The organism is Thalassospira sp. CH_XMU1458, assembly GCF_037027205.1.
GTDB classification, from domain to species: domain Bacteria; phylum Pseudomonadota; class Alphaproteobacteria; order Rhodospirillales; family Thalassospiraceae; genus Thalassospira; species Thalassospira tepidiphila.
The window spans coordinates 1,508,975-1,522,295 of sequence record NZ_JAYMDW010000001.1; the positions used below are offsets into that span (position 1 = coordinate 1,508,975).

Here is a 13,321-nt window from a genome sequence, read left to right on the forward strand (position 1 = left end):
TGGTAATAATTATTATGGGGCAGGCCCCAATGCCGTACCCGATGCGGATCACCGGGCAGGGCAAACTCACATCGTCAGTGTGCCGCGCGAAATCGCTGCCACACCGGTACGCGAAATTTCCGAAAGCCCAAGCGGCTCCATCAATTTGATGAAAGCGTCGATTTTTTCAGGGCTGCCGATGATTTCATACACGAAGGAATTGTTGGTCGCATCCACTGCGCGTGCCTTGAAAATGTCGGCAATGCGCAGGGATTCCACACGTTTTTCACCCGTTGCAATCACTTTGACCAATGCAAGCTCGCGCTCGACACTTGGCCCGGCAAGGGTCAGGTCACTGACCTTGTGTACCGGAACAAGACGCGAAAGCTGTGCCTTGATCTGTTCGATTACCATCGGGGTGCCCGAGGTAACCACGGTGATGCGCGACTGGTGGGCGTCGGCGTCGACTTCGGCAACGGTCAGGCTTTCAATGTTATAGCCACGACCGGAAAACAGCCCGATTACACGGGCCAGAACGCCGGACTCGTTATCCACCAGAACGGATATGGTGTGTTTCGAAATTTCGGTTTCTTTCACGGTTTCGCTCCGCTAGGGCTCGGTCGGGGCAGAACGTGCCGCCCGCGCCGGCCTTTTCATTTTGATGTGATGGGATCAATTCGCACAGATTGTTTGTGCGGATCAGACCAGAACCATCCCTTCGTCGGAATCAATGGCTTCGTCGCCGTTGGTTTCCTGCCCAAGCAGCATTTCATTATGCGGCTTGCCCGATGGAATCATCGGATAGCAGTTTTCCTTGTCATCGACAGCGACGTCCAAAATCACCGGACCATCAATTTCCAGCATCTTCTTGATGGCATCATCAAGATCAGCCGGGTTATTGCAGGTCATGCCGGTGAAGCCAAAGGCTTCGGACAGTTTGACGAAGTCGGGCAGGGTTTCGCTATAGCTTTCGGAATAGCGCGACCCGTGCAGAAGCTGCTGCCACTGACGGACCATGCCCATATAACGGTTGTTCAGGATCACGGTTTTGATCGGCAGACGATACTGCGTCATCGTCGCGCATTCCTGAATATTCATCATGATCGATGCATCACCGGTGAAGCAGACCACGGTCGCATCCGGGTGGGCGACCTGAACGCCAAGGGCAGCCGGCATGCCATAGCCCATGGTGCCCAGACCACCGGACGTCATCCATTCATAGGGATGTTCGAACCCGAAATGCTGGGCGGCCCACATCTGGTGCTGGCCAACGTCGGTGGTGATGTAGGTCTTGCGATCACGGGTAAGCGCATGAACACGGCGGATAACGTGCTGCGGCTTGATAACGTCGGTCGGTTGTTTGTAGGACAGGCAGTGTTTGCTGCGCCAGCCTTCAATTTCTTTCCACCAGCTATCAAGTGCGTTGGCTTCGATCTTGTACTGCTTGGCTTTCCAGATCTTGATCATGTCTTCAAGAACATGGCCAACATCGCCAACGATACCGATATCGACCGGAACGTTCTTGTTGATCGAGCTCTGATCAATGTCGACCTGGATTTTCTGCGAGTTCGGCGCAAAGAAATCGAGGTTGCCGGTGACACGGTCATCGAAACGCGCACCGATGGCGACCATGACATCGCAATCATGCATCGACATGTTTGCTTCGTAGGTGCCGTGCATGCCCAGCATGCCCAGATACTGCTTGTCGGACGCCGGATAAGCACCCAGACCCATCAGGGTCAGCGTGATCGGCGCACCGGTCATGCGGGTGAACTCGGTCAGAAGCTTGCAGGCCTGCATGCCGGAATTGATCACGCCGCCGCCGCAATACAGGATCGGCTTTTTCGCCGATGCCAGCATTTCCATGGCTTCTTCGATCTGGCTGCGTTCGCCCTTGACCACCGGGTTATAGGTGCGGTGCTGAACCTGTGCCGGTTCCAGATACGGTGCCTTGCCAACCAGAATGTCCTTGGGAAGGTCAATTACGACCGGGCCCGGACGGCCGCTTGAGGCGACGTGGAAGGCTTCGTGCATCGTGCGCGCCAGACGATCCGGATTTTTTACCAGATAGTTATGCTTGGTGCACGGGCGGGTAATGCCGGTGGTGTCGGCTTCCTGGAAGGCATCATTCCCGATCAGATGGGTCGGGACCTGACCTGTCAGGCAGACAACTGGAATGGAATCCATCAACGCGTCGGTAAGGCCCGTAACGGCGTTTGTCGCACCCGGTCCCGAGGTCACCAGCACAACGCCGACCTTGCCGGTCGAGCGGGCGTAACCTTCAGCAGCGTGGACAGCAGCCTGCTCATGGCGCACGAGAACGTGACGAATCCGGTTCTGTTTAAATATCTCGTCATATAGCGGTAGGACAGCGCCGCCAGGATAGCCGAACACGACTTCCACACCCTGATCAGCAAGGGCCTGCAACACTACTTCCGAACCGCTTAAAATACGTTCTGCCATGATTTTCGAGCCTCTTTACTTAGCGACAACAACGTGTCGCGTGATAACCGCGTGATTGAAACATGATCCAATTATCCTCGAATTGGAGTTGAAAAATCCGCCTAAACGGCGGTTTTCCGCCATTTCGGCGGGGGAAGGGCCAACCTATCGCCTCACTTTGGCGTGGTCAACAGAAATTGGTTAACATCATGACGCATTTTTGCTGCCAAACTTTCCGAATATTGCGCGTCGATGATTTCCTTGGCTAACATTTGGTGCCTGAACCAGGTTAATTGCCGCTTTGCATAGCGTCTGGTTTCGCGCTGGGATTTCTCTTTGGCGGTGGCCAGATCAATCTCCCCGGCAAGATAAGCTGCGATCTCGCGCACGCCGACAGCCTTCATAACCGGCGCTGTTTCAGGCAATTCCAAGGCAAGCAGGCCTTTGACCTCGTCAATCGCGCCCTGTTCGATCATCAGATCAAAACGCCGGTTGCAGCGGTCATAGAGAATGTCGCGCGGCGGCATGTAACAAAGTTTCTTGAATTTCATGTTTTCGGGCGGGGTAATCACCGGTTCCTTGTGCCAGCTTGCCAGTCCGCGCCCTGTATGGGCAAAAACCTCGGCGGCGCGAATCAGCCGCTGGGTATTGCTGCCATCAAGGTTGGCGGCGGTTTCAGGATCCTGCGCCTGAAGTTTGGCAAAAAACACCGCGTGACCAAGTTCTTCAAGCTCGTTTGTGACCTGATCGCGAATCCGTGCTGGGATATCGGGGATCGGTGCGATCCCCTCGGTCAGGGCATTCAGATACATGCCCGTGCCCCCGGTGATGATGGGAAGTTTGCCATTGGCGTGACAGTTGGCAATTTCCGCCATCGCCATGTCGCGCCACTTACCGGCCGAACATGCTTCGCGCCCGGACAGCACACCATACAGCCGATGCGGGGCGCGTGCGGTTTCGCTTTCATCGGGGCGGGCTGAGAGCACACGCAGTTCCTCATAGACCTGCATGCTGTCAGCATTAATCACCACCCCGTCAAAGGCCTCCGCCAGATCAAGGGCCAGCGCCGACTTCCCACTGGCGGTCGGGCCGGCAACGATCAGGACAGGGGCAAAAGAACTGGTGGCTTGGATCGCCGACATCAAACTGCTTTCAAGGTAGTGTGGTCAAAGGCCGGCCAGTCTATTGGGTTCAACACGTCAGGCATAGGAATTTACGCCGCAAAATTCGTGGCAAACGATCTGTGCTGTGCGATGGAATGCGAAAGTTCTCTTGCCACAGTCCGGTGCAATTCGGATAAAGGCGGCAACGATGTTTTATGCCTTTTCCGCCAAGGAGCCTAGCAACCATGAAATTGGTTCTCACCCTGATTGCCGCCCCGAATTCGACTGCGTTGACCAAGGCCGTGATTAATAACGCGGCAATCGCGCTGACCGGGGCGGGCGCACTGGTCGGGGATGTGACCTGGCTTGCCGAGGGGGAGGCGTGCGATCTGACTTTTGACGGGATCCCGCTTGATGTTGCCGACACGACACTTTCCGAGGCAGAGCTTCCGGTCGATGCCATCACCCAGAAGGTCGCCACACGTCGCAAGAAGCTTTTGATTGCCGATATGGACAGCACGATTGTCACTGGTGAAACCCTTGATGAACTGGCCGAGTTTGCCGGGGTCAAGGACCGGGTGGCGGCGATCACCGCACGTGCCATGAATGGTGAACTTGATTTCGAAGCAGCCCTTGATGAACGGGTCGGTCTTCTTGAAGGCATGTCGACCGAGATGCTGAAAGAAGCCTGGAAAACGGTCGAATATACCGGCGGGGCAAAGCAGCTGGTTGCGACCATGAAGGCCAATGGCGGCTTTGTTGCCCTGGTGTCAGGTGGATTTGATTTCTTTACCGGTGCGGTTCGTGCCGAGCTTGGCTTTGATTACGATCAGGCCAATGTCCTGATTGAAAAGGATGGCAAGCTGACCGGAAAGGTTCAGAAACCGGTTCTGGATCGTCAGGCCAAGGTCGATGCGCTTGAAACCCTGTCTGCTCAGCAAGGCATCACGGTTGATGATGCGATTGCGGTCGGCGATGGTGCGAATGATCTTCAGATGATCTCGCTTGCGGGAACTGGCGTTGCCTTCCACGCCAAGCCATCGGTTCAGGAACAGGCGCGCATTTGCATCAATCACGGTGATCTGACCGCTCTTTTGTATTTGCAAGGCTACGCGAAGTCGGACTTCGTTTCGTAAGGCACGAACGGTTCAAACGAAAAGGGCGACCTGATGATCAGGTCGCCCTTTTTTGATATCAACTTAATCCGGATGGCTTATTCCTCGGTCGAAAGCGTCAGGCCGAAGTAACGCGGGCCAGCCGATGTTTCGATCAGCATCAGGATGGTGCGTTTGTCATCGTCAACGGCCGCTTTGACCGCATCGACGACGTCGTCGACCGAATCAACCGAGCTGTGCGAAGCCTCGATGATAATGTCACCAGGGCGAACACCCTTTTCGGCGGCGTAGCTGTCGCCGGAAACTTCGGTGACGATCACACCTTCGGTGCCTTCGGCAAGGTTGTAACTCTGACGCAGGCTTTCATCGACATTGGCGATCTTGATGCCAAGTTCATCGATGCTGGCCTCGGCAACAGCGGGTGCTTGCTGTTCCTGGGAGCTGTCTGCGCTTGTCGCGACGACTTCTTCCTCAAGTTCGCCAAGCTCGACCTGGACGGTCTGCTTTTCGCCGTCGCGCCAGATCACAACATCGACATCCTTGCCGATCTTGGTTTCTGCGACAATGCGCGGCAGACGACGCATCGACTCAACCGTTTTGCCATCAAAGGTCAGGATGACGTCACCCTGTTTGATACCGGCTTCCTTCGCCGGGCCATCTTCGGAGACGCCGGCAACCATGGCACCGGTTGCTTCATCAAGACCAACCGAGTCCGCGATGTCTTCGGTCACGGTCTGGATGTGAACACCCAACCAGCCACGACGGGTACGGCCATATTCCTTGAGCTGTTCGACAACGCTTTGTGCGATACCTGCCGGAATGGCAAAGCCGATACCGACCGAACCACCCGAAGGCGAATAGATCGCACTGTTAATGCCGATCACGTCACCATCAAGGTTAAACAGCGGGCCGCCAGAGTTACCACGGTTGATCGAGGCATCCGTCTGAATGAAGTCATCATAAGGGCCCTGATTGATGTCGCGGTTACGCGCGGAAATAATCCCGGCGGTTACCGTGCCACCAAGGCCGAACGGGTTACCGATTGCCATGGCCCAGTCACCGATACGTGCACTGTCAGAATCGCCCCATTTGACGAAGGGCAGATCTTCTTTCGGTTCGACCTTAAGCAGGGCGACGTCGGTTTTCGGGTCACGACCGATCAGTTCGGCATCAAGCGTGTCGCCATCATGCAGGCGCACGGTGATTTCATCGGCACCGTCAATCACGTGGTTGTTGGTCACAATGTAACCATCAGCCGAGATGATAAAGCCCGAACCAAGTGCGGTCGCACGGCGGCGTTGCGGAGCCGGTCCGCCCTGGCCACCCTGACCGTTGCGGTCCATAAAATCACGGAAAAGGTCTTCAAATGGCGAGCCGGGAGGGAACTGGAAGTCCGGTCCCTGTCTTTCGGCAACCATCTGGCTTGTGGAAATGTTTACAACAGTCGGCAGAAGCTTTTCGGCCAAGTCTGCGAAACTCTCAGGAGCGGGGCGGGCATTCGCGATCTGCGAAACACTGGTCACGCCAAGGAGAACAATCACCAGTGCTGCGGTGACTTTCGTCCGCACCGGGTTGTATAATGCGTCTAGCATGTGTCTGATCCTGTTCGTTGCCGCGTTCACGGTATTTGTCATTCTCTTTGTGCAGCGCGCGGCGGGACTGTATTTCACCCGTCGCTTAAGTACTCAAATTAACCCCGACTTTGGCAGAAATTGGGCGGTACTTGGAAAAATCAAGGAATTGTGAGCACAAACTTGTGGCGCGTGGCCTTTGTCTGGCGGTTTCCCTGATCCTTGCGCCCGTTTGCTAAAGCCAGGTTCGTACTGCCCATATTCCGCCAATGGCAATGACAGCGGCGATCAATCCGCCAATGCGCAACTGCGATTCAGGAATTTCCTGAACAAGCTCCATCACCCTTTTCAGGCCGCCGGGAAACAGCGTGTAAAGCATACCTTCCAACGCGATGGCCAGAAGTATGGCTGTTGCAAGTTCCTTCATGATCAGGGACGTTCCGGCGTTTCTTTGTGATCTGTCAGACGGTCGCCCGACAAATCGAATTTATAAAAACAAAAAGGGCGACCAGCCCAATATGCAGGTCGCCCTTATGTTTTGTCTAGCGGCTTGTCGCTGGGCCAGACTTATTAAAGTACTGGAAAAACTCGCTGTCTGGTGAAAGCACCATGGTCGAGCCGTTATCAAGCGCAATTTTGTAGGCTTCGAGCGAACGATAGAATTCGAAGAATTCCGTGTCCTTGCCATACGCTTTACCCAGGATCACGTTCCGCTGCCCATCGCCTTCACCACGCAGGACTTCGGCCTGACGGTTGGCTTCGGCGATGATGCCGATACGTTCACGATCAGCTTCAGCCTGGATCTTCGCCTTGAGCTCTTCACCTTCTGCGCGAAGCTGTGCGGCTTCGGCAATACGCGAAGAACGCATACGGTTATACACCGCCTGCGAAGTTTCCTGCGGAAGGTCGGTACGACCGATACGAACGTCAATCAGTTCGACACCGAACTCTTCGGCCGGTTTGATCAGGGTCGACTGGATTTTCTCCATGATCTGCGCACGGTTGTCCGAAAGAAGTGTCACAAGCGGGGCCTGTGCCAACTCACCACGGATGACCGAGTTCAGACGCTGACCAAACAGCTGCACAAAGTTGGCAGAGTTGGTTGCACGCTGACGGAAGATCAACGGATCAATGATTTTCCAACGTGCAAAGCTGTCAACATTGACACGCTTCTGGTCAGACAGAAGAACCTGCTGAACCGGCGGATCAAGTTCCAGAATACGACGTTCGTAATATTCAACGTTCTGGATCGGCAGTTTGAAATGCAGACCCGGTTCGGAAACCGCATGGACCGGATTACCAAACTGAAGAACGAGTGCCTGTTGATCCTGACGCACGGTAAACACGCACATCGAACCAACGACAGCAGCAATAACCAGGACGACGCCAGCGGCAATAAGTTTAGGACTTGCCATTAGTTGTTGCCTCCTGCATTCGCACGTTTCTGAACTTCCGGAAGCGGAAGATACGGGACAACGCCGTTACCTGCACCGTTCTGTTCCATGATGATCTTGTCAGACTTGCTCAAGACCTCCTGCATGGTTTCCAGATACAGACGACGGGTCGTCACATCCTTGGCCGTCAGGAAGGAATCGTAGATGGAGATAAAGCGTTCTGCTTCACCCTCTGCTTCCTTGGTGACACGATCCTTGTATGCGCGGGCCTGCAGGACCTGACGTTCTGCTTCACCCTTTGCACGCGGGATGATGTCGTTACGATAGGCCAGTGCTTCGTTCTGGGAACGATCACGGTCCTGACGGGCACGCTGCACATCGTTAAAGGCATCAATAACGTCGCGCGGCGGGTCCACTTTCTGCATTTTCACTTCGGCAATGAAAATACCGGACTCATAACCGTCCATGATTTCCTGAAGCAGGGTACGGGTCTGTTCTTCAACCCGGACACGGCCAACAGTCAGTGCTTCTTCAAGGTCGGTTTTACCGATGACCTCACGGATCGCACTTTCAGATGCCAGCTTGATGGTGTTTTCAGGATCACGCACGTTAAACAGGTAGGAACCTGCATCGCTGATACGCCACTGAACAACATAATCAATGTCGATGATGTTCTGGTCACCGGTCAGCATCAGGCTTTCTTCGGGCACATCACGCGAACCGTTGGATGTCACCGTGCCTGCACCGCGATAGCCAACCTCGATCTGGTTGGTCCGTTCGACGTTCGGCTTGATGACCTCGCCAATCGGGGCCGGAAGGAAGTAGTTCAGACCCGGACCCGTGGTGCCAACCCATTTACCGAACAGAAGCGTTACACCCTGTTCGCCTGGCTGGACACGGTAGAAACCGGTCAAAAGCCACAACCCGATTACGGCGATACCGATCAGGACAAAGCCCTTGTATCCGCCACCACCGGGGAACAGCCGTTTGAGACGTTCCTGGCCTTTACGAATCATTTCATCAAAGTCGGGGGGCGTATTTCCGCCGCCGCCACCACCGGAAGGACGCTGTCCCCACGGGTTCTGGCCGCCACCTTTGTTTCCGCCGCCGCCCCAGGGGCCACCGCCCCCTTGATTATTCCAAGGCATCGAGTTTCTTCCTCTTCTTGCCGTTCGGTGTTTATCTTTGTTTACCGAGCTTGGGGTAAGCCCCCAATGCATGCTCCGTCCAACAAGATCAAATTCGCTGATAGAGCCCGGACATGCCGGGAAAATCAGACTTTTTTCTCACCAGTTTTGTACCCAACCTGTGATACGCCGGTTGGTACTGCAACAGATTGTAGCCAAATGCAAACTCACGAAATCTTGTTGGACGGAGCATGCCCTTAGGCCTTATATGACAGGTTGCCTTGCAAAACAATGATACGCGCCTGCAAGTTCTGTGTGACCACGGACTTAAGCCGAAATTTGGAGACCGCAATATGACTTCCCTCAACCGTGAACAGATTACTGCCGCGCTCGATAGCGTAATCGACCCAGTCGACGGCCAATCAATCACAGCCAAGGGCATGGTGCAAGGTATTGATATTCATGATGAAACGGTCAATGTCATGATCGCCGTTGATCCCGAACGCGGCCCCGCCCTCGAAGATCTGCGCCAAGCGGCAGAAAAAGCGGTGGCTGCTGTGAACGGGGTCACAACTGCCCGTGTGGCGCTTACCGCAGAGCGTCCCAAGGCCGCCGCCCAGCAAAGCACACAGCCGTCGCAGCCATCACAGCCAAGCCGCCCGGCTCAGCCGGGCCAGCGCCCGCAAGGTGGCGGTCAGATGCCGCTGGAATTGCCGACCGTGCGCAGCATCGTTACCGTCGCGTCCGGCAAGGGCGGGGTGGGTAAATCAACCACCTCGGTCAACCTTGCATTGTCGCTGGTGGCCAAGGGGCTCAAGGTCGGCCTGCTGGATGCCGATATCTATGGGCCGAGCCTGCCGCGCATGATGGGGCTTCGCGATGCCAAGCCGGTCCCGTCGAAAGAACATCAGGGCAAAATGATCCCGCCATCGGCCTTTGGCATGCGCATCATGTCGATCGGCTTCATGATCGAAGAAGAACAACCGGTGATCTGGCGTGGCCCGATGGCGATGGGTGCGCTTGAACAGCTTCTGCGCGATACCGACTGGGGTGATCTTGATGTGCTGGTGGTTGATATGCCACCGGGCACGGGCGACATTCAGCTTTCGATGGCGCAACGCGTGCCGGTGACCGGGGCCGTGATTGTCTCAACGCCGCAGGACATCGCCCTTCTGGATGCGCGCAAGGGACTTAACATGTTCCGCAAGGTCAATGTGCCGGTGTTCGGTCTGATCGAAAACATGTCCTATTACAAGTGTCCGGAATGCGGCCATGTCGATCACATCTTTGATCATGGCGGGGCGCACAAGGCGGCGGATGAACTGGGCGTGCCGTTCCTCGGTGAAATCCCGCTCGACCTTAAAATTCGCCTCGGCGCAGACGAGGGCAAACCGATTGTCCAGACAGAGCCCGAAGGCGAGCATAGCAAGGCCTATGGCCTGATTGCCGACAAGATCGCCGCAGCCATCGAAGAGCGCGTTGGCCCGGCCGAAGCGCCGAAGAAAAAGGGCCTGTTCCCCAAGATCAGCTTTAAGTAAGGGCCTCAGCACAGGCAAAGAAAAACCCCGCCAGATTGCTCCGGCGGGGTTTTTTGTTGGTTTTGCCTGAGGCCTGATTAAACGGCTTCGGCCATGAAGGATGGCATCCAGCCTTCATTGAGTTCGCGCAGTTCGGAGAGCGATACTTTGTCGCCGCCATCAATGACGACGGAATCACCGCCAGCCTGACCGATAATCACGGCTGCGACATTCGCACTGCCTGCCGCGTTCAGGACCTTGTCCGGATCGCGGGTTGCGATCACATAGCGGCCCTGATCTTCGCCAAACAGCCATGCGACTTCGCTGCCTGCTGCTGGCAGATGCAGGTCTGCACCGATATTGCCCGCAAGGCACATCTCGGCAACGGTGACCAAAAGGCCGCCATCGGCGATATCGTGGCAGGTGCGCACCAGACCCAGCTCGATCAGTTCACGCACCAGCGTACCGGCACGCTTTTCAGCCCCCAGATCGACCGGCGGCGGAGCACCTTCTTCGCGACCTTCGATGGTCTTGAGATACAGCGACTGACCCAGTTCACCGGTGGCCGCACCGATCATGATCAACGCGCTGTCATCGCGTTTGATGCCGATCGTTGCATGGTGACCGAGATCGGAAATCAGGCCAACGCCGCCAATGGCCGGGGTCGGCATGATGCCAACGCCATTGGTTTCGTTGTAAAGCGACACGTTGCCCGACACGACCGGGAAGTCCAGCGCGATGCAGGCTTCGCCAATGCCCTGGCAGGCCCCAACGAACTGACCCATGATGCGCGGGCGTTCCGGGTTGCCGAAGTTCATGTTATCCGTGATGGCAAGCGGCTTGGCGCCGGTTGCAACCAGGTTACGGTATGCTTCGGCAACAGCCTGTTTGCCGCCTTCGACCGGATCGGCCATGACATAGCGCGGGGTACAGTCGGTGGTCGCGGCAAGGCCCTTGTTCGTGCCTTCGACGCGGACGACGCCAGCATCACCGCCCGGACGGACAATCGTGTTGCCACGGACCAGATGGTCATACTGTTCCCAGATCCAGCGACGCGACGCGAGGTCGGGCGATGCGATCAGGGTTTTCAGCGCGTCGATGTGGCTGACCTTGGCCGAAATGCTGTTGGGATCGATGCGATCCTGTTTCGGGGTCGGTTCCCACGGACGATCATATTCCGGCGATGCTTCGGCCAGCGGATCAATCGGCAGATCCCCGGCAACTTCACCATGCCATTTCAGAACCATGCGCTTGGTATCAGTCAGCGTACCGATAACGGCAAAGTCGAGTTCCCATTTGTCAAAGATCGCCTTGGCGGCATCTTCGCAACCGGGTTTCAGAACCATCAGCATGCGTTCCTGCGACTCTGACAGCATCAGCTCGTAGGGCGTCATGCCTTCTTCGCGCATCGGAACTTTATCAAGCCAAAGCTCAACACCAACGCCGCCCTTGGATGCCATTTCGAACGAGGACGAGGTCAGACCAGCAGCCCCCATATCCTGAATGGCGACGATCATATCGGTTGCCATCAACTCGAGGCAGGCTTCCAGCAGAAGCTTTTCGGTGAACGGGTCACCTACCTGAACGGTAGGACGCTTTTCTTCGCTGTCATCATCAAACTCGGCCGATGCCATGGTCGCGCCATGGATGCCATCACGGCCGGTTTTCGAGCCGACATAAACCACCGGGTTCCCGATACCAGCCGCGGCTGAGTAGAAAATGTTATCGGTATCAGCCAGACCCACGGTCATCGCATTGACCAGGATGTTGCCGTTGTACGAGGCATGGAAGTTGGTTTCGCCGCCAATGGTCGGAACGCCCATGCAGTTGCCATAACCGCCGATGCCTTCGACCACACCGCTCAGAAGGTGGCGGGTTTTCGGATGATCGGGCTCGCCAAAACGAAGGGCATTGAGGTTCGCGACCGGACGTGCACCCATGGTGAACACGTCACGCATGATGCCACCAACACCGGTTGCAGCCCCCTGATAGGGTTCGATAAAGGACGGGTGGTTGTGGCTTTCCATCTTGAAGACGGCGGCCTGACCATCACCAATGTCAATCACACCGGCGTTTTCGCCCGGGCCCTGAATGACCCAGTCGGCCTTGGTCGGAAGGGTTTTCAGCCATTTTTTCGAAGACTTGTAGGAGCAGTGCTCAGACCACATGACCGAGAAAATGCCAAGCTCGTTGATGTTGGGTTCGCGACCCATGATTTCGAGAACGAGTTTGTATTCTTCTTCGTTCAGGCCGTGTTCCTTAACCAGTTCCGGCGTGATCGGGGTGCTGTTGAAATCGTTGGAGCTCACGATGCGGCCTCCACCATGCTTTTGAACAGATTGCGGCCATCGGTGCCACCATGCAGCGGATCGATTGCATTCTCGGGGTGGGGCATCATGCCAAGGACGTTGCCCGCCTCGTTGATGATGCCAGCAATGTTGCGCTGGGAACCATTGAGGTTGGTTGCCGGATCCACTTTACCATCCAGATCGCAGTACCGCAGAACAACGCGACCTTCGCCTTCAAGGCGGTCAAGCGTGTCGCTGTCGGCAAAATAGTTGCCGTCGTGATGGGCGACCGGATATTCGACAATCTCGCCTGCGCCATAAAGATTGGTAAAGCGCGTCTCGGCGTTTTCGACTTTCAGATGCGTGTTCTTGCAGATGAATTTCAGGCTGGCATTGCGCATCAGCGCACCGGGCAGAAGGCCTGCCTCGGTCAGGATCTGGAAGCCGTTGCAAACGCCAATGGTGGTTACACCCTGTTTGGCACGTTCGGCAACCGCACGCATGATCGGCGACTTGGCCGCCATGGCGCCACAACGCAAATAGTCGCCATAGGAAAAGCCACCCGGGACCATGATGATGTCGGTCTTTGGCAGCTCGGTGTCGCCATGCCAGACCAGGGTGGGCTCGGTGCCGGTGGCCTGTTTCAGTGCTGCGATGGCGTCATTCTCCCGGTTGATGCCGGGAAACAGGATGACAGCGGATTTCATGAAATACCGTCTCTTGATTAGTGTCGGTTACTTAATCCCGATAGACAAAGGCCCTGCCGTGACAAGACCCCGCCCGCC

Annotated in this window: 11 protein-coding genes; 2 read left to right on the forward strand and 9 right to left on the reverse strand. The window is 56.1% G+C overall.

Features of this window, described 5'->3' with window-relative positions; genetic code table 11:
- Nucleotides 1-66: 66 nt before the first annotated feature.
- From ilvN to miaA, 3 genes are all read right to left on the reverse strand, one after another.
- Nucleotides 67-576 (reverse strand): acetolactate synthase small subunit, encoded by a 510-nt coding sequence (gene ilvN, locus WBY09_RS06750; RefSeq protein WP_008891745.1) that lies wholly within the window; start codon nt 574-576, stop codon nt 67-69.
- Nucleotides 577-678: 102 nt separating this feature from the next.
- Complete coding sequence (locus tag WBY09_RS06755) at nt 679-2,442, reverse strand: acetolactate synthase 3 large subunit (protein ID WP_008891744.1); 1,764 nt, start codon at nt 2,440-2,442, stop codon at nt 679-681.
- Between the two features lie 152 nt (nt 2,443-2,594).
- Nucleotides 2,595-3,563 carry a tRNA (adenosine(37)-N6)-dimethylallyltransferase MiaA gene (miaA, locus tag WBY09_RS06760; RefSeq protein ID WP_336232306.1) on the reverse strand — a complete coding sequence of 323 codons (969 nt, stop codon included), beginning with the start codon at nt 3,561-3,563 and terminating at the stop codon, nt 2,595-2,597.
- A 206-nt stretch (nt 3,564-3,769) separates the two neighbouring features.
- Here miaA and serB point away from each other — a divergent pair, with 206 nt between their 5' ends.
- Complete coding sequence (gene serB, locus WBY09_RS06765) at nt 3,770-4,660, forward strand: phosphoserine phosphatase SerB (protein ID WP_336232308.1); 891 nt, start codon at nt 3,770-3,772, stop codon at nt 4,658-4,660.
- Between the two features lie 77 nt (nt 4,661-4,737).
- On the opposite strand, the gene WBY09_RS06770 is transcribed toward serB, so the two are convergent.
- The 4 genes from WBY09_RS06770 to hflK form a co-directional block, all read right to left on the reverse strand.
- Nucleotides 4,738-6,231, reverse strand: coding sequence for a DegQ family serine endoprotease (locus WBY09_RS06770; RefSeq protein WP_336232309.1), 1,494 nt, complete (start codon nt 6,229-6,231; stop codon nt 4,738-4,740).
- Between the two features lie 214 nt (nt 6,232-6,445).
- The gene (locus tag WBY09_RS06775; RefSeq protein WP_062956136.1) at nt 6,446-6,637 is read right to left on the reverse strand and encodes a DUF2065 domain-containing protein; all 192 of its coding nucleotides are present in this window, start codon (nt 6,635-6,637) and stop codon (nt 6,446-6,448) included.
- A gap of 115 nt (nt 6,638-6,752) precedes the next feature.
- A complete protein-coding gene (hflC, locus tag WBY09_RS06780) occupies nt 6,753-7,625 on the reverse strand; it encodes a protease modulator HflC (RefSeq protein ID WP_008891736.1) in 873 nt (290 codons plus the stop codon).
- Complete coding sequence (gene hflK, locus WBY09_RS06785; protein WP_008891735.1) at nt 7,625-8,752, reverse strand: FtsH protease activity modulator HflK; 1,128 nt, start codon at nt 8,750-8,752, stop codon at nt 7,625-7,627. The genes hflC and hflK overlap by 1 nt, the downstream gene beginning before the upstream one ends.
- 332 nt (nt 8,753-9,084) lie before the next feature.
- Here hflK and WBY09_RS06790 point away from each other — a divergent pair, with 332 nt between their 5' ends.
- Nucleotides 9,085-10,269 (forward strand): Mrp/NBP35 family ATP-binding protein, encoded by a 1,185-nt coding sequence (locus tag WBY09_RS06790; protein ID WP_064779517.1) that lies wholly within the window; start codon nt 9,085-9,087, stop codon nt 10,267-10,269.
- A 77-nt stretch (nt 10,270-10,346) separates the two neighbouring features.
- On the opposite strand, the gene purL is transcribed toward WBY09_RS06790, so the two are convergent.
- Nucleotides 10,347-12,557: a phosphoribosylformylglycinamidine synthase subunit PurL gene (purL, locus tag WBY09_RS06795; protein WP_336232310.1), complete on the reverse strand. Its 2,211-nt coding sequence runs from the start codon at nt 12,555-12,557 to the stop codon at nt 10,347-10,349.
- Nucleotides 12,554-13,243, reverse strand: a complete 690-nt coding sequence (gene purQ, locus WBY09_RS06800; RefSeq protein WP_336232311.1) for a phosphoribosylformylglycinamidine synthase subunit PurQ — start codon at nt 13,241-13,243, stop codon at nt 12,554-12,556. The genes purL and purQ overlap by 4 nt, the downstream gene beginning before the upstream one ends.
- Nucleotides 13,244-13,321 lie beyond the last annotated feature (78 nt).